This is a genomic window from Haloferax sp. YSSS75 (genome assembly GCF_046764215.1).
Taxonomy (GTDB): Archaea; Halobacteriota; Halobacteria; order Halobacteriales; family Haloferacaceae; genus Haloferax.
The window spans coordinates 121654-139637 of the sequence record NZ_CP177207.1; the positions used below are offsets into that span (position 1 = coordinate 121654).

The window sequence follows — 17984 nt, forward strand, 5'->3', positions numbered from 1 at the left end:
CTCACCTCGGCAACTCTCGGGTGGTGTCCTCGTCGCGTGACAAACACTATTACCTAGGTCGTCCCACGGAACCTATGCAGCGTGTGAACAGTCACCACTGTCCGGATGGGCTCTCGACCAACATGCGGTTCCGCGGAGGCGACGCCGATGAGTAAAACGCCAGACGAACCACACGAGAGAGGGACGTGGGAAGCAGCGCGAGACCTACTCTCCGAACTCGAACTCGACCCTGCGTTCGTCGAGCGGTACGAAGCACTCGCCTCACACCCGATGGACGGCCCACTGGACGAGAAGACGGCAGAACTGGTCGCACTCGCTTCTCACGCGGCCTGTACAACCGTCTACGAACCAGAGATGCGTCGGTACGTCGGGCGCGCACTGGACGCCGGAGCGAGCGTCCAAGAGGTTCTCGGCACGCTCGAATTCGTCTCGGCCATCGGTATCCACGCCGTCACTGAGGGTGTTCCTGTCCTCGTGGACGAGACTAGCCTCCCCACTGACGTCGACGATGCCGAACGCGAGAAGCAAGCCGAACTCAGAGACCGATTCGAGTCCAAGCGTGGCTACTGGGACGAACTCTGGGACCAAGTCGTCCAAATCGACTCGGAGTACTTCGAGGCGTATCTGGAGTTCTCGTCGCACCCGACAGAGGCTGGGTTGCTGACCCCGCTCCAACGGGAGTTCGTCGTCATTGCGGCAGACGCGTCGGCGAACCACATGTATCTCCCCGGCCTCCGAATCCACATCAAGAAGGCACTGGACTACGGTGGAACGCGCGAAGAGATAATGGCCGTCATGGAGATTGCGAGCGCCATCGGTGCGAACACCGTGAGTGCAGGACTCCCTATCCTCGTCGAGGAGGCACGAGCGCGGGACCTTCTCGATTGAACACGGTGCGTTCTCCCTCGCCCGACAGGTGATACTCCGAACACCAATCTATCACTCGGCGAGCTTTTCGCCCACTGTGGTGTGGTACCTCTCCACAATGACTAAATATTCTGTTCGTGTTCCCGGATACATGGGAAACTGGCTCGTCCATCACGAACTCGAACGGCAGGCATACTGGCGAAGCGACCGAACCGCGATGTGGTTCGAGGGGACGAGTTACACGTTCGGCGAATATGACCGCCGGGTGAACAGAGTCGCAAACGCGCTCTCTGAGGCGGGTGTCTCGGAGGGGGACCACGTCGTCACTCACGGCCACAACCACGTGGACCTCTACACCCTCTTTTTCGCGTGTTCGAAACTCGGTGCGGTGTACTCACCGATCAGCACCTTTCAATCGACTCGGAACGTCGAGTACATCTGCGACACGCTGGCGCCCGCCGCGCTCTTCTATACGGCCGAGGATGACGTTCTCGAAGAGTCGCTCCCAACCGTGAAGGCCGCGATGGAGGACGATGCCATTCCGTTTGTCTCCTTAGACGACGCGACAGACGGCGAGGACCCTACAATCGATTCGTTCCTCGATGGCGTCCGAGACGACCCGCCAGCAGGAAGTGACGACCACGATGCTTCGGACCCACACAACGTCTTTTGGACCTCGGGAACGACCGGTCGGCCGAAGGGCGTCCGTCGAGACCACAAAGCGACTCTGCACTTCAACGACGTTCTCATGGGTGAGTTTCCCTTCGGCCCAGAGAACGTCCGGGTGACGACGAACGACATGATGTTCGCCGCGCCCTATCTCCAGTACGGTCTCCCCACGGTGATGAGCGGTACCCAAAACGTCGTCCTCCGGAAATTCGCCCCCGAAGCTGTCACCGACGCGTGTGAAGAACACGGCGTCACCGTCCTCATGCTCGCGTTCACGCAGGGGACGGTCCTCCTCGATTACCTCGACGAATCCGACCGAACTCTCTCGCTGCGGGCCATCCACGCCGTCGTCCCGAGTGGGGAGCGAGCGCGACGACTCGCCGCCCTGACCGACGAGTTGTTCCAAATCTTCGCGACCACTGAAACGGGACTCGTGGCCACGAAGCGTCTCACGGAACCGTTCGACGACCCCCCGGCGTTGGGAGCACCCGGCCGGAGCGTCGACGTCCGACTCGGCCACCCAGACGGGAAGATTCCAGCAGTATCGGACCCGGTTCGTCCGGGCGACACCGGCGAACTCCTCGTCCGCGGTGATACGACCATGACGCGGTACGTCGACGACGAGCACCAGTCCCAACTCGTGACCGATGGATGGATACGCACCGGTGATTCGGTGACAGTCTCGGAAGAAGGTGACCTCGTCTTCCTCGGGCGCATCGACGACCGAATCCGCAGTGGTGGTATCAACATCTACCCCAGTGAAGTCGAGAGCGTTCTCTTCGAACACCCGGCCGTAGAGGAGGCAGTCGTAGTCGGCGTCGAGGACGAGAAGTGGGGACAGCGCGTCTGTGCGCTGATTCTCACGAGCGTGTCAGACACTGCGACGCTCGAAGACGAACTCGACGAAGTCTGCAAACAGAGCGATGCACTGACGACTGCGATGCGTCCGAAGACCTACGCGTTCGTCTCCTCTCAGTCTGAGATACCCACCGGCGCAGTCAACAAGATAAATCGAGGGAAGGTCGTCGAACGGTTCTTCGCCGACGACGCGTGACTCACTGTCTCCGTAGCACGCTCCCTCAGTCGTCGGTTTTCGTCGTCTTCTCCGTCGTGCGTTGGTCCTCGTCGTCTTCTCCGTCGTGCGTCGGTCCTACTTCTCACCGTGTTCTTCACGGTAGGACGCGATTAATTCGTCTTCGTGTTCTGCGTAGGAATCCGCTGCCCACACGTTCGAGGCCTCTGCGGACGCCTCCGGCGTCTCGTCGTCGGTAAAGAGTCCGACGACTTTCTCTTTGTTCGCACCCGCCAGACCCTCGTCGCCGATGTACGGTGGCGAGTGCGATTCGACCATCACACACGGTCCCTCTTCGACCTTCGACCAGTGGACGGCCATCCGTGGAACTCGGCTGAAGTCTCCCGGTTCGAGGAGGTCAGCCTCGTCCTCGACGAATATCCATATCTTCCCTTCGAGGACGTAGTTGAACTGTTCGGCGTCGTGGACGTGGGGCGTCGAGTGGTAGTCCGCTGGTCGCTCGGCGTACACCATACTCATCGACTTTCCGTACACCATCCGGGTCACGAGTTCCCCTCCCTTGAGGTGGTCACCGCTCAGTCCCGCCTCTGGAACGTCGTCTCTGTTAATCTTCAGTCCCATACCCTCTGGACTCGTGTGAGCGACAAATAACTACGCACCAGACGGGACGTACGTGCCGTCCGTCGCCGGTATGCTTTTTTCGGTACGAGGTGACTGTCGTCGTATGGTCAGTACCAGTACAGCGTCGATTATCGGGTGGGGGGAGGCCTACGCCACCGACGACGACCCGAAAGCACCGCTCGAATTGGCGGGCGAGGCGATTCGGGAGACACTCGACCGGGCAGGCGTCGAGAAAGACGAAGTCGAGGGATTTCTCACGGGGTGGGCACCGATGGCTGACCATCGACCCCGATACAACAACATCATGTCGAGTCACTTCAACCTGACACCCTCCTTTTCGACGACGGTCACCTTTCACAGTGCTGGGGTCATCTCGATGTTCAAATACGCCGCGATGGCCGTCACGATGGGTATCGCAGACCCGGTGCTCTGTGTCCAGAGTGACGCGGCAGCGAGTTTCGACGACCCCTCAGGTGGGATGGCAGGAACCGACGTCGACCCGGTGTTCGAAGACCCGTACGGACTCGTGTACCCGTCTGCGATGGCGCTCATCGCCCGGCGGCAGATGGCAGAGTTCGGCGTGACCCGCGAGCAGATGGCCGAGGTTGCTGTCGCCGCCCGTGAGTGGGGGATGGACCACCCGCATGCGACGTTTGGAGACGCAGGGCCGTTGACTGTCCAGGAGGTTCTCGACGCCCCGCCGGTGGCCGAACCGCTTGGCCTGTACGACTGCGTTCCGTGGGGGCCTGCGGGGACCGGTGGCGCGTTCCTCGTCACGAGTACCGAAAACGCCGCCAGTTACGACTTCGATGGCCCGCGCATCGACATCCTCGGAACCGGTGAGTACTCCACCCACGAGTACGTCAGCGCCCGACCATCGCTCCGGACAGCAGCAGTGTCGGCACCTGACCAACTGACGCACACCGGCGCACAGGAGTCGAGTCGGCGTGCCTACGAACAGGCTGGGCTCGGTCCAGACGACGTCGACGTCGCCGAAGTGACGTACCTGTTTTCCAACATCGCACTCCTCCTGTTGGAAGACCTGGGATTCTGCGAAAAGGGGCACGCTGGAGAGTTCGTCGAGAACGGTGGCATCGCACGAGAGGGCGGAGAACTACCGTTCAACACCCACGGTGGCGATTTGACCTTCGGACAACCGGGTGTCAGTCTGTGGATGAACACGGCCGTCGAATGTCTCCGGCAACTCTCTGGCGAACCACTCGGTGCGTCTGTCTCAGACGCGGAGATTGGTCTCGTCCACGGGATGGGAAGTACCTGTGCGTGTCACAGTACCGTCTTGCTCGGGCACGAGGGGCGTGCACGATGACCACTGAAACGGCAGACCCGCTCCACTGGCCGCTCGTGACCGAATATCTCGACTACGCGGCGGACGGACGACTGATGGTGCCCGAGTGCAGAGACTGTGAGGAAGCGCACTTCCCACCGCGCGTCGTCTGTCCGTACTGTCTGTCGTCGTCGGTCGAACTTCGCGAGTCGGATGGACACGGGACACTATACTCGTTCAGCGTCGTCCACCTCGAGTACCATCCGACGTGGGGGAACGAGACTCCTTACGTCAATGCGCTCGTCTCTCTCGACGACGGGCCAACCGTCTTCGCGAACGTCGTCGACTGCGACCCGGCGTCGCTCTCTGTCGGGGATTCTCTCACCGTGACGTTCGAGGCCATCGAGGGGCAACTGCTCCCGATGTTCAGGCCTGACTGAGGGCCACCGCTCAATAGGTGGCCAACTCTTCGACAGTCGTCTCGATGACGTCACGTGGTGCGTTCGGGGGATAGATGACGGGGATATCTGCACCCAACTCACGGTACTCGCGGAGGCGCGCTCGGCCCTCCTCGGGCGTCCCACCGATAGCAATCTCGTCGAGGAGTTCGTCAGAGACACGCGCGGCGGCCTCGTCGCGGTTGCCGGCACTCCACGCCTCCCGAACGGCTTCGACGTCCTCTTCGAACCCAAACCGACGGAACACCCCCGCGTAGTAATCTATCGCCCCGAGATAGAAGCTCAACAGGTTACGAACGTAGCCACGAGCGCGCTCGCCGTCCTCGTCGACACAGGCAACCACGTACGGTGCGACGGTGACGTCGTCTGGGTCACGACCAGCGCCCTCGGCCGCTTCGTCTATCTCCGAGACGTACTCTGCGAACCGACTTCGAGGGACGTGGACTGGAAGCCACCCATCGGCGTACTCACCGGTGAGTTTCCGATTCGTCGGCCCGAGCGCAGCGTTGTAGATGGGGACGTCCTCTCGAACCGGGTCGAACGAACGTGGGTAGTCCTCGAGTGAGAATATCTCGCCGTCGTAGGTGACGCGCCGATTCTTCATCACCGCACGGATTATCTCGATAGACTCTCTGACGCGTCGAAGTGGGCGCTCGTATTCGAGGCCGTGCCACTCCTCGATGGTGACTTTACTGCTCGCGGCGAGACCAAGTATGGTCCGACCGTCCGAGAGTTCGTCCAGTGTCGCGACACTCATCGCGAGTAATGCCGGCGTCCGTGAATAGACGTTTACGATGCCGGTTCCGAGGCCGATATCGGACGTTTCGGCGGCGATTTGTCCGAGTATTAGGAAGCCGTTGTGGCCTTGCAGTTCGGCGGTCCACACCGAATGGTAGTCACACGATTCAGCGAACGTCGCGAGTTCGACGACGTCTGCGATGTCGTATCCGTACGTCTCGTCGGGGAGCCTGAGTCCGAGTTGCGCCATCGAAGGTGGCTACGTGAACGGGGTGATTAAGCGTTCGCCCCACAGCAGGGGAGTTGGAACAGTCGCTGTCTCGTTAGTCCCACAGTCCGACGACGGCGTCACCGACAACGTCGACGTAGCCGTCGAACCCGAGTTTGAACCACGGCATCCCGATGGACGTGAGCGTCCCAATCGCGAGTAGCGGTTGTGGTGCGGTCATCCCCGAGTCGGCGAGTGCCGAGCGAACCGCTTCCGCGCGGGAGTGTGTCGTCTCGACTGCGGTGTCGCTACAGACGCCTGCAATCGGCGTCGGAAGCGCTGCGACCACTTCGTCGTCGCGAACGACGACCCAGCCACCACCGAGCGCTTCGACGTGGTCGACTGCCCGAACCATCGACGCTGCGTCGGCACCGACGACGAGGACGCCCGGATTCCCCCACGTGTCGCTCGTCGCGACTGCTCCGCTTTCGAGTCCGAGGCCAGTGACGAATCCGGTAAAGCCGGGGTCAGGCTGGTCTTCACGGGCGGGAAGCAGTGCCATCAGCAGCACGTCTCGCTCGGGCGCGGCCACGAGCGTGTCGTCTACGACGCGGGGGACAACCTCCTGAGGTTCAGAGAGCAACCCCTCTATGTAGCCGATGGCTCGGACCGTCTCCCGACGCTCCAGACGGTCACTGCCATCCCGCCCGTCGGTTCGAACGGGGACGCGAAATCGCTCGGCGTCGACGTCGAGCGTCACCGAGTCGTACCAGTCGTCGGGGTAGTCGTGAGAGCGGTACTCGACGAGCGCCTCACCGTCTTCGACGACCACTCTCCCGCCGCTGACGACTGTCTCGACGGCCACTCGTTCGACGTCAGAGAGGACGACGACGTCGGCGTACGACCCCGGTGATAGCGACCCGAGTCCGTCGAGATTGCAGTGGCGAGCGGGGTTGAGTGTCGCCATTCTGAACGCAGTCTCGGGAGCGACGCCAGCGTCTATCGTTCGACGGACGACGTGGTCCATGTACCCATCCGAGAGCAGTTCTGCCGGCCACATGCCGTCGCTACACAGACAGGCCTCCCCCCAAAGCACGCGCTGGTCGGCCGATGCGACGAAGTCGATGTCGTCACGTATCGAACCACAGCGACCGATGGGTGTGATGCCGCGACGAGCGCGTGCTTCGGCCTCGCCGTGGTCGAGTAGTTCGTGGTCGTTGTCGACGACTGTCGCGAACGCAGATAGCTTGCCATCGTGGCAACCAGCACCGTGTCCCCAAACGACGCCACCCGCCTCTCGAACTGCGGTCACGAGTTCGGAGAGAGGGATATCGTCACGCCCGACGATGCGACTCCAGAACACCTCGCCGACACCGGCGACGCGTGGGTGGGACGCGAGTGCGAGCAACGAATCCGGGTCGACTGCGTCGGGTCCGAGACCCGCGACTGCACCGTAAAACGGAATCGGGGTGAGGGTGGCGAACACGCGGATGGGGAGGTCAGCAGTTGCGTCGAGGAGTCCCTCGACACCGTCGGTCCCGACGCGACGAGCGAATCGATCCGTCTCCGAGACGACTGTAGTCGTTCCTCCAGTCAGTGCGTGGACGTACGCCTGCTCGAACGCTTGGAACGTATCGAGGTGGGTGTGTGCGTCGACGAACCCCGGGAGGACGACGTCGCCATCGGCATCGATGACTGTCGTCGCTTCACTAATTGCGTGTGACCCATCTGTGGGAAGGTCGGCGACTCTGTCTCCTGCGACGACGACGTCCACCGAGTCGTACGTCCCGGTTTCAGGGGAGAACACTCGACCGTTCGTAATCACGAGGTCCGCAGGGTGGTCGCCGAGGGCGACTGCGTGAAGGTCGGTCATGGGAGCGCAGCGTCCGGAACCACGCCATCGTCGGTCCACCCGCGTGCCTCGTAGTATTCGTCGAGCGCTGCTTCGAAGTCTGGGAGGTCGTACGGCAGTCGGTCGTCCGAGCGGTCGAACCCGCGCTGGTTGTTGAAGTGTCGTTCGAGGGTCACAGTCCGCGAACCGACCGCGAGTAACTCCTCGAAGTCGGCGTCGAAGAGCGCCTCGTAGCGCTCCGGGCTCATGAAGTCGCGGGAGAACTTACAGACCACACCGGAATCGTTCAGTGCCATCAGGTTCTCCCGTTCGACGACGTGGCTCGCCTTCCCGAGGGTCCCCTCTGGTTCGAGCCCCTGTTCTTTGGGGACGAGCGGGTATTCGAGCGAGTAGAAGGTGGTGTACATGTGGTCGGCACCGCGGTTCGAAACCGCGTACGAGAGTCCTTGGCCGTGGAGGACACGCCCCTCGTGGGCGGCGAAATCCATCGCTTTCACCGACCAGTTCTCGACGCCGAGTTCCTCGTGAACTCTGTCGATACCTTCTGCGAGCACGTCACCGACACCCTCTCGCCGAGCAATCTGTTCGACGAGGTTCCAGATGCGCTCCCGGTCACCGAACGCCGACTCACTCGCGAGATACGCTGCTATCGTGTTCCCCGCCGATATCGCGTCGAGGCCATACTCGTCACACAGTTTGTTCGACTTCATCACGTCGACGATGTCGTCGACGCCGACGTTCGACCCGAACGCCATCGCGACTTCGAACTCGGGGCCTTCGGTCACGACGCCGCGTTCCTCGTCTCGTGTCGGGAGTTTGCAGGCGAACGCACACGAAGAACACGTCCCCTTCTTGTACTTCTTCTTCTCGACTGCGTCGCCGTTGATTCCGTCTACGCCGTCGAACTGCTGCTCGGAGAAGTAGTACGAGGGCAACCCGTCCAACTCGTTCGCGAGGTCCATCACGGCAACCGTCCCCTGTCGTTTCATGATGTGGTCGCTCGTTGCGGCCTCCCGGTGAACGTCCATCGCCGTCGCCGGGAGTTCGACGGTGGGTGCGGAATCCCCATCGAAGGTCACCGCCTTCACCCGTTTCGACCCGAGGACTGCGCCGAGGCCACCTCGACCGAACGCCCGCTCTGCGGAGGTCATAATCGAAGCGAAGCGAACCTCGTTCTCGCCTGCTGGCCCGATGATTGCCGTCTGGTCGGCAGTGATTCCGTGCTCGGTTTCGAGGTAGTCGACAGTCTCGGACACTGTCGCGCCAGAGAGGTTCGGAACCGGTTCGAACTCGACACCCTCGTCTGTCAAGTGAACGACGAGGAGGTCATCCGCGACGCCCGTGAACTCGACTGCTCCGTACCCTGTGGCGGCGAAGTGTCGAGAGACGAACCCCCCGGCATTCGACGAACACAGTCCGTTCGTCAACGGCGACACCGCTGTTGCGTTCATCCGCCCGGTGAAGCTCATCGAAGACGTTTGGAGCGGCCCTGTCGTCAAGACGATGCGGTTCTCGGGTCCGAGTGGGTCCACGTCGAACGGGATACGCTCGTAGGCGAGTCGGGTCCCAACCCCACGTCCGCCCAGATACTGTTCTTGGACGTCGGTGATGTCGGACTCTCTCACCAACTGCGCTGAGAGGTCTACTGTGAGTAGTGGTCCGTCACTGTGTAGCATGGGTGTACCTCGTTTCGGGGCGAAAAAAGCGATGCGGAAAGTATCATAAATTTATCACGAATCGATGCAGGACAGCCAGTTTTCGGTGCTGTGCTCGCTGTAACCTTTTTCACCCAGTGCGGTGAACGCCATACGATGTTCGCAGAGACAGCAGAGCTTGTCCGCAACGCTAGCAAACCGTTCAAACTGAACGCCGAACCCGGTGACAAAGTCGTCATCGTCTCCGACACCGCCGTGGCCGAATCGGTGTGGGCAGCACTGTTCGCCGCCGCCCACGAACAGGGGTTAGACCCGACACTGGCGCTCATCCCCCCACGCGAGAAACACGGCAACGACCCCACAGCGGCCGCTCGTGAGGCGATGCTCGCTGCCGACCTCTGCCTGATGGTTACGTCGACGGCGATTACTCACTCCGAAGCAGGTGCGGCAGCGCAGGCAGCAGGTGTCAAGTGTATCGCGATGGACGAGATGACGCCCGACATTCTCCGAAGCGGGGCGGCAGGCGCGGACTACGAGGCCATGCAAGGTATCGCGCAAGCGCTCGGAGACATCTACGCCGAGGGGAAAGTGATGCGCATCACGAGCGAACACGGCACGGACGTCGTCGGTGACATCGAGGGACAGACGTACTGGCCTATCGCGGGCAAAATCGTCGAGAACGCGACACAGAACATCTGTGCATTCCCCGACGGGGAGGTTGGCGTCGCCCCCGACGAAGGAACGACGAACGGAACGGTCGTTTGGGATACGACCGTCCACGGAATCGGTCTCCTGGACGAACCGATTCGCCTCGAAGTGGAGGACGGATGGGTCACGGAGGTCAGCGGTGGTCGGCAGGCCGACGAGTTCCGTGAGACTCTCGAAGCGGCCGACGAGAACGCCTGGTACTGTGCCGCGGAGTTCTCTGTCGGTATCAACCCCGACGCAGAGGTCAGTGGCCGGATGCGTACCGACAAGAAAGTCGAAGGTGCCGTCCACATCGCGACGGGCGCGAACAAGGACCTCGGCGGCGAGATTCAAAGTGAACTCCACATCGACGGAACGATTCGGTGGCCAAGCGTGTGGGTCGACGACAGACAAATCGTCGACCACGGGGAAATCTTAGTCGAACCAGACGAGTGATGGAAAGACGACCGGTCGTCGTACCCGAGTCTGGGGGCGGGTGGCCGCTGGGTAGAGATTGACACGAGGGGTAATGACTAAGTGGTCCATCGTCCTCTATCCTGTTGTATGTCAACATTCCCCAGTAGTTCTTGGGTTGACACTGCCGTGGAGGCGGTAAACGACGACGCCGAGTTCGAACGGTTTTCTCGTGCGTTCGACGCAACGATCCGATTCGACTTCGGTGACTACGCCTGTGCGTTGACCATCGACGACGGCGCGGTTCGAGAAGTTCACTACGACCCCACGTTCGCCACGTGGGACTTCGCGTTACGAGCTTCGGAGGGTACCTGGCGGAAGATGCTGGCCGAGGTACCGCCACCCTTACACAACGACTTACTCGGCGCGTGGCTCCGTGGCGACATGACGATGGAGGGTGACCTGAAAGTCGCTATCCAGCACATTCGGCCGCTCAAGCGTATGCTCGCTGTCTTTCAGGAGGTAGGAACATGAGCGACGCTGCGAAGACGGGCGAGGACTTCGAACACGGTGAACGCGAGGCACTCACTGGTGGATACGTCTGGCTCGAGTGTCAGGGCGAGAAGTACCGAACCTACTACGAAGTTGCAGGGTCAGGTGACGTCCCACTCGTCTTGTTGCACACCGCTAGTGCCGATAGCCGGCAGTACCGTCACCTGATGAACGACGAAGATATCCTCGACCGGTTTACGCTGTACACGTTCGACATGCCGTGGCACGGCCAGACGTGCCCACCGCTCGACACCGAGTGGTGGTCCGACGACTACCAGCTTACGACGGATTTCTACGCCGAGTTCGTCATGACGTTCGTCGATGCGATGGGACTCGACCAACCGGCAGTCATGGGGTGTTCGATGGGCGGGGCCATCGTCCTCGAACTCGCTATCTCCTACGCTACGGACCTCCGCGCCGTCATCGGTCTGGAGTCGACAGGGTTTGCTCCCACGCGCGACATCGGCTATCTCGACCATCCGCACATCAACAACGAAGTCGTCAGACCCGAGTGGACGTACGGCCTCCAGGCCCCACAAAGCCCGGAGAAGTTCAGGCGTGAATCGTGGTGGCACTACACACAGGGTGGACACGGTGTCTACGTCGGTGACCTACACTTCTACACGCAGGACTTCGACGTCCGCGAGGAAGTCGCGGCTATCGATACCGATGAGTGCGGCGTATACCTCCTCACCGGAGAGTACGACTTCTCGGCGTCGCCCGGCGATACCAAGGAGGTTGCAGAGAAAATCGAGGGCGTCTACTTCGAGGTGATGGAAGAGATGGGCCACTTCCCGATGGTCGAGAACCCAGAACTGTTCAAGCAGTACATCGACCCAGTGCTCGACGATATTCTCTCGTCGGCGTAGGCGTCGCACTCCTGTGGTCCGACTACAGGATACGATTATACCGTCTGCGTTCGTGGGGTGTGTATGCGAGTACTCGTAACCGGCGGCACCGGTTTCATCGGCGCACACGTCGTCACACAACTCGTCGAAGATGGCCACGAAGTCACGTGTTTCGACCTGAACGAACCGACACCGGTCCTCGACCCAGTCGTCGAGGAAGTCGAGTTCGTTCGTGGCGACGTCACAGACACCGTCACGGTGGCGAACGTCCTTGGAGAAGTCACCCCTGACCGCATCGTCCACCTCGCCTCGCTGCTCGGCCGTTCGAGTCAACAGAACCCTCGGCAGGCGATGGCGGTCAACGTCGATGCGACGCTCGATATCCTCGAATTAGCCGATAGCCACGGCGTCGAACGTGTCGTCGTCGCCTCCAGCGTCTCCGCGTATGGACACGTGACCGATGTCGACAGACTCGACGAGACTCACCCGCAGGACCCGGCGAACGTCTACGGACTGACGAAGTACGCAGTCGAACGACTGGGTCGCGTCTACCAGTCGCAGACGGACGTCGAGTTTGCAGCGATGGAACCAGTCCACGGGTTGGGACCAGACCGGTCGCGCGGGAACGTCGAAGACGCCTTCATCGTCAAAGCTGCTGTCAGTGGAACTCCAATGCGAGTCCCGGACGTCCCCGAACCAATCGAAATCATCTACGTCGAAGACACGGCGCGGGCGTTCGTCGCGGCGGTCACGGCAGACGAACTCCCTCACGACCGATATCTCGTCGGTTCTGGTGAGCGTGCGACGCTCGGTGACGTCGTCGAGATGGTCCGTGCTTCCGTCTCCGACGCAGAGTTCGAATTGTTCGCCCCCGAGGATGCCGGCGAACTCGCGTTGCACCCGACGACGGATACCAGCCGCCTCCGTGACGATTTCGGGTGGGAACCCCGATACAGCATCGAAGAAGCAGTCGAGGCTTACGTCGAGTGGCTTCGTGAGAATCCCGAAAAGTGGTCGTTCGACCCGTCCGACGTCCCCTGGGAGTGACGTGCGGTTCGGTCGTCGTTTCTCGTTCTGGGCCGAATTTGGTGTCGTCGTCCTCAGTCTTTGCGTGGGACACCGACGTCGTCCATCCATTCGCTCACGGCCTCGCGCCCTGCTTCGTCGAGGGCGTCGTAGGGTTTGCGCGGTGGCCCGACGTCGACGCCTGCCAGCACCGTCGCCGCCTTACAGACAGGGGTCAGGCCGATGTCGGCTTCCTCAGGTGGGAAGTCACCGAAGGTTCGCTGGATTTCGATAGCCTTGTCGATGTCGCCCTCCTGGAACGCTTCGTAAATCTCCATCGACGGAACGGTCAGTGGGGCGGGGGTGATGATACCCGAGTCGGCAGTCTGGAGCGTCGGGAGAAGGACGTCCATCGTCGCGAAGACTTTTGCGTGGCCTGCGTGGTGAACGCGCTCGAACAACCAGGCGAGCTTTTGCCAGTCGCGTAGACTCTCTTTGATGTACTCGACGCCGTCGATTTGTGCGATTTCGAGCATCGTCTCTTTCGACATATCGACGGTGACACCGGGGTTGTTGTACGCGAGGATGGGGAGGTCCGTCTCGGCAGCGATATCGCTGTAGTACCGGACGATTGCGGTTTGGCTCGGCACGACACCCCACGGTGGCATCGCGAGGAGTGCGTCTGCACCCGCGGACTCGGCGTGGTCGATGAGTTCGGAGACGATGGGTTGGGCCGGGTACGAGACACCGGCGAGGACGGGGACGCGGCCGTCGACGGCGTCTATCGTCTCACTCACCACTGTCTTTCGCTCGTCTGGCGAGAGTGCCGCAGTCTCCTGCACACCGGTCCCGGAGGCGACGATTGCGTGACACCCACATTCGATGGTGTAGTCGACGCTGTCTGCGATACGGTCTACGACGAGGTTCCCCTCGTCGTCCAGTGGCGTTATCACTGGCGCTATGATTCCCGTGATGCTGTCTGTCATACGTTATCCATTCTATGGATTCCCGGACACGTATAAAAAGATACTCCCGCAGACGAGTGATGTCTGGTCTCCTCGCCGACTTCTGGCGGCGAAAGGTCCATGCTCCTGTGCAGTGTGGGTACCGACAACGATGGAGATAGCAATCCGTAACGAACTCATCGACACGTACTACAGTGCAGTCGACGACGCCGACTTCGACCGAATGTTGACCGCCTTCACCGAGGACGTCGAATATCTCTACCCCGGTGAAGAACCCATGCACGGTCACGGCGCGGTTCGAACGTTCTTCGAGGAACGGCGCCAGACGAAAAACACCACCCACGACGTGTTCCGCCGAGTTCACGACGATACTGCAACCGTCTGTGAGGGGACGATTACGGGGCAGATGGGTGAGGACTCCCTCGATGGGGCCTACGTCGGCGTCTTCGAATTCGACGACGATGCAGGACGAATCAGTTACGTCGGAGTCTACACACGGCTATGAACGACACCACAGACTGGTTCGACGTCGAGCGGGTCGCGTCGGGTATCCACCAGATTACCGAGGGTCGTGGCGCACTCCCGTGTAACGCCTTCGTCGTCGAATCTCGCGATACCGACGAGGCTCTCGTCGTCGACACGGCACTCGGCATCGGTGACCTGCGCGCGACTGTCGAAAATGTCGTCGGACCCGGCGTCGACCCGGCGGTTCTGCTCACACACTCTCACTGGGACCACATCGGTGCGGCCCACCAGTTCGACGACGTCGTTATCGACGACCAAGAGCGCGGGGTAGACGGAACCGTCGCTATCGACACACTCACCGACGAGTTCGTCGAACGACCCGAACAGTTCGTCGCGAACTGGCGTGACCTCGGGAAACCGTTCCCCGAGGGGTTCGACCCCGACCAGTACACGCTTCCGCCTGCGACTGACGTCGCCGCTGTCTCGGGGGGCGACGTGCTGAGCGTCGGGGACCGTGACCTCGAACTCGTCTCTGTCCCCGGTCACTCCCCCGGACAACTCGCCGCCATCGACACCGATGCAGGCGTCTGCTTCGGCGCCGACGTCATCGGTATCGACCGGAATATCTACGCGCACTTCCGCGACTGTGACCTCGACGACTACCGCCGGTCTGTCGCGACACTCGTCGACTACCGAGACGACGGCGCGTTCGACGTCCTCTGTTCTGGACACAACGACCCCTTCCGCGGTGACGAACTCGCCATCCTCGACGCTGTCTACGATGGACTCGAGAAGGTCGATTCGGGCGCTGCCGAATCAGTCGTCGTCGACACCGACTGGGGCCCGGCCAACAAGTACGAGTTCGAAGAGTTCGTCGTCCTGCGACGCGCCGATTGACCGCGACAGGCGCAGACCGACGGTGGACCGTTCAGGACTCTTGCAATGGCAGGATTTCGCCTCGGTCGATTTTCACTTCGCCATCGATTTCGAGCGTCGGTCGGGCGACGACGCCGTCCATGTGGAGGCGACTTTGCACTTCGCCGCCCACGTCGGCGTTCGTCCCGAGGCCGACGTGGATACACCCGAGCATCACCTTGTCCTCCCGCTGGACGCCAGTGACGCGCGCCTGTGGGTTCGTCCCCACAGAGAACTCCGTCGGCATCTTGTAGGCGTCTTCGTCACCGTACTCTTCGAGGAGGCGTTCGAGTTCGCGCGCCTGATGACCGCCGCTGATATCGACGATTTCACCCGTGTCGATTTCGATTTCTATCGGCTGTTCGAGGCGGCCAAGCGTGTGCATCGTCGTATCGATGACGAGTGTGCCATCGGCAGTCGTCGGGTCCGGTGGGACGTTGAACTCCCCACCGGGGAAGACCGCTGCAGTGAACCCTGGGCGGAGTTCGATTGCCTTCACCGGCCATCCGACCGGTGCGTCCGGGTCCGGTTTCTCTGGGACGAACACCCGGTCTTCGATGCTCAGTGTGAGGTCACATCCGTGTTCGCTGGTCAGGCGTGCTTCGCTGCCGCCTTCGAAAACCTTCGTCGCAACCTCGTAGGTGAGTCGTTCGACCTCTTTGTAGTCGGCCGTCGCCGCACCTTTGGTCAGCATGTCGATGGTGATACCACCGTCCATCGTGATGATAGGGACGCCTGCGTCCGCCATCGCCGCGTGGCCTGCGGGACTGTGGAGCATCGCCGTCGTCGTACAGGTGACGACCACGTCGACGGCCTGCATCTGCTCCCCAACGCTCTCTGGCGGGTCGAAGTAGTCCATCTCCCTCGGTTCGAACATCGAGACGACGGGGTGGGCACCGATGTCGACCAGTGCCACCGCGATAGTTCGCCACACTTCGGGGTCGTGGTCGGTGTCGGTCACGATGAGTACCTCGTCGCCCGGTGAGACGTTCGGTTCGAGGGGTTTCTTGACTGTCTTCATCGCCTCGATGATGCGGTTTGCTGGTTGTTGTACTGGTCTCTGACCCATGGCAGTTGGTCGTCGTAGAGTGAGGTAAAGATATGGTTCGTGATAACACACGACTGGGCGGTGCGCGTCGTTTCACGTCGCTCGCGACAGCGAGAGTCGTCTCTCGGTGGCAGATTTCCTCGAAAAAGCCGGAAGACGGCAGAAGGTCGGTCGGTTTAGCTGTACTCGGCCGGGACCCAGTTGACGTCGCGCATCTTGAAGTCCTCTGGGAACACCGTGAACGGTACTGCCTCGGTGCCGGCCCAATCAGCGTCACCTCTGTCTTGCCACTGGGCCATGACGACCTGAGCGTTCTCCATGTGGCCACCCTCTTGGAAGCGAATCTGTTCGACCGGGAACGAGTTCACCGCCGGTCCTTCGGTGAACGTCGTGCTGGCGAGCGCATCACGGACGTCAGTTGGGTCTGCCGAGCCGGTCTGTTCGATGGCCTCCTTGACGAGCCACGTGTGGGCGTATCCACCGATAGAGTCCTGAATCATGAACGGCTCGTCGGCGAAGCTCGTGAAGTTCTGAACGCTCTCTTCTTGGCCCCGCAGCGGGTGTGCACCCGTGACGGCCATGATGTTCTCGACGAGGTCGGCACCGATGTTGTCGACGTACGCCGGGAGCGTCAGCCACGCCCCGATACCGATAATCGGCATCTGGACGTTTAGTTCGTTCATCTTCCGGAGAACTGCCAGCGCGTCCGAGAACGCCGTTGCACCGAAGAACATCACGTCTGGTTCTTCTTCTTTGAGTGCGCGAACGATTGGCGTCGCGTCCGACAGCGTCGGCGTCCACACCTCGTCGACGACGAGTTCGACACCTTCGGTCTGTGGGATAAACGTGTCTCGAAGTGGGTCGAAGGTGAAGGTGATTGCTGCCGTGTTGTCACCGACCATCGCCACTTTGTTCACTTCGCTTCCGACGGCTTCAGCGAGGCTGGCCGAGAGTTCGAGACTCTGTTGACCGAACTGACTGGACTTCGGCGGCGTCTGGAACACGTACTTGAAGCCGCGTTCGGTAATCTTGTCGGAGTACGAGATGGTCAGCTGTGGTACCTGATTCCGTTCGGAAACTGCCGATGTCGCGATAGTCTGTGAACTCAGCCAGGACCCCATCGTCGCCGACGGACTGTGACTCGAATAGAGACTCTGTGCCGCTGATGTCGCCGTACTTGTACTTTCACCGGTGTCTTGCGAGACGACGGTCAGTTCTGCGCCTCCGAGTGATTCGATACCACCAGCGGCGTTAATTTCGCTAACGGCGTAGTCGACGCCCTTCTTCACAAGTGTTCCGTCACGTGCGAACGGGCCGGTCAGCGGCGTCAGCGTCCCGACGATGACTTCGTCGACTGAGTTACCACCGGTTGTCCCACCCCCGTTGCCTCCGTCGCCGCCGTCGCCGCCACCGTTACCGCCGTCGCCGCCACCGTTTCCGCTATCTCCGCCGTCGCCCCCGCCGGTACATCCGGCCAGCGCGACTGCGCCACTCACACCTGCCGCTTGAAGAAACCGTCGCCTGTTCATTGGCATACAATCACAAGCATGGTTGCACGGGTATATAACGATTTTCCTGTAGGGATGTGGGAATCACCGTAATCCGTCAATAACATGCAAGATGATTGGGGTGTTCTGTGCTTTACGACGATTCGTTCCCCTGTCATCCCAGTGTCGTATTTCACATCGAAAAGAGACGC

At 61.2% G+C, this 17984-nt stretch carries 17 protein-coding genes; 10 read left to right on the top strand and 7 right to left on the bottom strand.

Annotation, left to right across the window (positions count from 1 at the left end; genetic code table 11):
- Positions 1 to 147 precede the first annotated feature (147 nt).
- Both ACK3R5_RS16595 and ACK3R5_RS16600 read left to right on the top strand, forming a co-directional pair.
- Positions 148 to 888, top strand: a complete 741-nt coding sequence (locus tag ACK3R5_RS16595; RefSeq protein ID WP_411968896.1) for a carboxymuconolactone decarboxylase family protein — start codon at positions 148 to 150, stop codon at positions 886 to 888.
- A 130-nt stretch (positions 889 to 1018) separates the two neighbouring features.
- A complete protein-coding gene (locus tag ACK3R5_RS16600; RefSeq protein WP_411968897.1) occupies positions 1019 to 2590 on the top strand; it encodes a class I adenylate-forming enzyme family protein in 1572 nt (523 codons plus the stop codon).
- A 96-nt stretch (positions 2591 to 2686) separates the two neighbouring features.
- Here the strand turns inward: ACK3R5_RS16600 and ACK3R5_RS16605 are convergent, their stop codons facing one another.
- Positions 2687 to 3190, bottom strand: a complete 504-nt coding sequence (locus ACK3R5_RS16605; RefSeq protein ID WP_411968898.1) for a cupin domain-containing protein — start codon at positions 3188 to 3190, stop codon at positions 2687 to 2689.
- Between the two features lie 103 nt (positions 3191 to 3293).
- Between ACK3R5_RS16605 and ACK3R5_RS16610 the strand changes: the two genes are divergently transcribed.
- Positions 3294 to 4517, top strand: coding sequence for a thiolase family protein (locus tag ACK3R5_RS16610; RefSeq protein ID WP_411968899.1), 1224 nt, complete (start codon positions 3294 to 3296; stop codon positions 4515 to 4517).
- The gene (locus ACK3R5_RS16615; RefSeq protein ID WP_411968900.1) at positions 4514 to 4915 is read left to right on the top strand and encodes a Zn-ribbon domain-containing OB-fold protein; all 402 of its coding nucleotides are present in this window, start codon (positions 4514 to 4516) and stop codon (positions 4913 to 4915) included. Before ACK3R5_RS16610 ends, ACK3R5_RS16615 begins: the two co-directional genes overlap by 4 nt.
- Before the next feature lie 10 nt (positions 4916 to 4925).
- Here the strand turns inward: ACK3R5_RS16615 and ACK3R5_RS16620 are convergent, their stop codons facing one another.
- The 3 genes from ACK3R5_RS16620 to ACK3R5_RS16630 form a co-directional block, all read right to left on the bottom strand.
- Positions 4926 to 5921, bottom strand: a complete 996-nt coding sequence (locus ACK3R5_RS16620) for an LLM class flavin-dependent oxidoreductase (protein ID WP_411968901.1) — start codon at positions 5919 to 5921, stop codon at positions 4926 to 4928.
- A 73-nt stretch (positions 5922 to 5994) separates the two neighbouring features.
- Complete coding sequence (locus tag ACK3R5_RS16625; protein ID WP_411968902.1) at positions 5995 to 7752, bottom strand: adenine deaminase C-terminal domain-containing protein; 1758 nt, start codon at positions 7750 to 7752, stop codon at positions 5995 to 5997.
- Positions 7749 to 9407: an aldehyde ferredoxin oxidoreductase family protein gene (locus tag ACK3R5_RS16630; RefSeq protein ID WP_411968903.1), complete on the bottom strand. Its 1659-nt coding sequence runs from the start codon at positions 9405 to 9407 to the stop codon at positions 7749 to 7751. The genes ACK3R5_RS16625 and ACK3R5_RS16630 overlap by 4 nt, the downstream gene beginning before the upstream one ends.
- A gap of 135 nt (positions 9408 to 9542) precedes the next feature.
- Here ACK3R5_RS16630 and ACK3R5_RS16635 point away from each other — a divergent pair, with 135 nt between their 5' ends.
- From ACK3R5_RS16635 to ACK3R5_RS16650, 4 genes are all read left to right on the top strand, one after another.
- Complete coding sequence (locus tag ACK3R5_RS16635; protein WP_411965882.1) at positions 9543 to 10529, top strand: aminopeptidase; 987 nt, start codon at positions 9543 to 9545, stop codon at positions 10527 to 10529.
- Positions 10530 to 10637: 108 nt separating this feature from the next.
- Positions 10638 to 11021 carry a hypothetical protein gene (locus ACK3R5_RS16640; RefSeq protein WP_411965881.1) on the top strand — a complete coding sequence of 128 codons (384 nt, stop codon included), beginning with the start codon at positions 10638 to 10640 and terminating at the stop codon, positions 11019 to 11021.
- A complete protein-coding gene (locus ACK3R5_RS16645) occupies positions 11018 to 11908 on the top strand; it encodes an alpha/beta fold hydrolase (RefSeq protein ID WP_411968904.1) in 891 nt (296 codons plus the stop codon). The genes ACK3R5_RS16640 and ACK3R5_RS16645 overlap by 4 nt, the downstream gene beginning before the upstream one ends.
- Positions 11909 to 11971: 63 nt before the next feature.
- A complete protein-coding gene (locus tag ACK3R5_RS16650; RefSeq protein ID WP_411968905.1) occupies positions 11972 to 12934 on the top strand; it encodes an NAD-dependent epimerase/dehydratase family protein in 963 nt (320 codons plus the stop codon).
- A 53-nt stretch (positions 12935 to 12987) separates the two neighbouring features.
- On the opposite strand, the gene ACK3R5_RS16655 is transcribed toward ACK3R5_RS16650, so the two are convergent.
- Positions 12988 to 13878, bottom strand: coding sequence for a dihydrodipicolinate synthase family protein (locus ACK3R5_RS16655; protein WP_411968906.1), 891 nt, complete (start codon positions 13876 to 13878; stop codon positions 12988 to 12990).
- A gap of 130 nt (positions 13879 to 14008) precedes the next feature.
- Between ACK3R5_RS16655 and ACK3R5_RS16660 the strand changes: the two genes are divergently transcribed.
- Complete coding sequence (locus ACK3R5_RS16660) at positions 14009 to 14362, top strand: nuclear transport factor 2 family protein (RefSeq protein WP_411968907.1); 354 nt, start codon at positions 14009 to 14011, stop codon at positions 14360 to 14362.
- Complete coding sequence (locus ACK3R5_RS16665) at positions 14359 to 15219, top strand: MBL fold metallo-hydrolase (protein WP_411968908.1); 861 nt, start codon at positions 14359 to 14361, stop codon at positions 15217 to 15219. Before ACK3R5_RS16660 ends, ACK3R5_RS16665 begins: the two co-directional genes overlap by 4 nt.
- Positions 15220 to 15250: 31 nt before the next feature.
- Here the strand turns inward: ACK3R5_RS16665 and ACK3R5_RS16670 are convergent, their stop codons facing one another.
- A complete protein-coding gene (locus ACK3R5_RS16670; protein ID WP_411968909.1) occupies positions 15251 to 16306 on the bottom strand; it encodes an aminopeptidase in 1056 nt (351 codons plus the stop codon).
- A gap of 155 nt (positions 16307 to 16461) precedes the next feature.
- Positions 16462 to 17820, bottom strand: coding sequence for an ABC transporter substrate-binding protein (locus ACK3R5_RS16675; protein WP_411965874.1), 1359 nt, complete (start codon positions 17818 to 17820; stop codon positions 16462 to 16464).
- Positions 17821 to 17984: the final 164 nt, after the last annotated feature.

Excerpts from the sequence above, each read along its gene's own strand:
- ACK3R5_RS16650 (WP_411968905.1), top strand. The coding sequence starts at position 11,972 with ATGCGAGTACTCGTAACCGGCGGCACCGGTTTCATCGGCGCACACGTC.
- ACK3R5_RS16655 (WP_411968906.1), bottom strand. The coding sequence starts at position 13,878 with ATGACAGACAGCATCACGGGAATCATAGCGCCAGTGATAACGCCACTG.
- ACK3R5_RS16630 (WP_411968903.1), bottom strand. The coding sequence starts at position 9,407 with ATGCTACACAGTGACGGACCACTACTCACAGTAGACCTCTCAGCGCAG.
- ACK3R5_RS16615 (WP_411968900.1), top strand. The coding sequence starts at position 4,514 with ATGACCACTGAAACGGCAGACCCGCTCCACTGGCCGCTCGTGACCGAA.
- ACK3R5_RS16605 (WP_411968898.1), bottom strand. The coding sequence starts at position 3,190 with ATGGGACTGAAGATTAACAGAGACGACGTTCCAGAGGCGGGACTGAGC.
- ACK3R5_RS16670 (WP_411968909.1), bottom strand. The coding sequence starts at position 16,306 with ATGGGTCAGAGACCAGTACAACAACCAGCAAACCGCATCATCGAGGCG.
- ACK3R5_RS16625 (WP_411968902.1), bottom strand. The coding sequence starts at position 7,752 with ATGACCGACCTTCACGCAGTCGCCCTCGGCGACCACCCTGCGGACCTC.
- ACK3R5_RS16675 (WP_411965874.1), bottom strand. The coding sequence starts at position 17,820 with ATGCCAATGAACAGGCGACGGTTTCTTCAAGCGGCAGGTGTGAGTGGC.
- ACK3R5_RS16620 (WP_411968901.1), bottom strand. The coding sequence starts at position 5,921 with ATGGCGCAACTCGGACTCAGGCTCCCCGACGAGACGTACGGATACGAC.
- ACK3R5_RS16600 (WP_411968897.1), top strand. The coding sequence starts at position 1,019 with ATGGGAAACTGGCTCGTCCATCACGAACTCGAACGGCAGGCATACTGG.
- ACK3R5_RS16635 (WP_411965882.1), top strand. The coding sequence starts at position 9,543 with ATGTTCGCAGAGACAGCAGAGCTTGTCCGCAACGCTAGCAAACCGTTC.
- ACK3R5_RS16595 (WP_411968896.1), top strand. The coding sequence starts at position 148 with ATGAGTAAAACGCCAGACGAACCACACGAGAGAGGGACGTGGGAAGCA.
- ACK3R5_RS16645 (WP_411968904.1), top strand. The coding sequence starts at position 11,018 with ATGAGCGACGCTGCGAAGACGGGCGAGGACTTCGAACACGGTGAACGC.
- ACK3R5_RS16665 (WP_411968908.1), top strand. The coding sequence starts at position 14,359 with ATGAACGACACCACAGACTGGTTCGACGTCGAGCGGGTCGCGTCGGGT.
- ACK3R5_RS16640 (WP_411965881.1), top strand. The coding sequence starts at position 10,638 with ATGTCAACATTCCCCAGTAGTTCTTGGGTTGACACTGCCGTGGAGGCG.
- ACK3R5_RS16610 (WP_411968899.1), top strand. The coding sequence starts at position 3,294 with ATGGTCAGTACCAGTACAGCGTCGATTATCGGGTGGGGGGAGGCCTAC.
- ACK3R5_RS16660 (WP_411968907.1), top strand. The coding sequence starts at position 14,009 with ATGGAGATAGCAATCCGTAACGAACTCATCGACACGTACTACAGTGCA.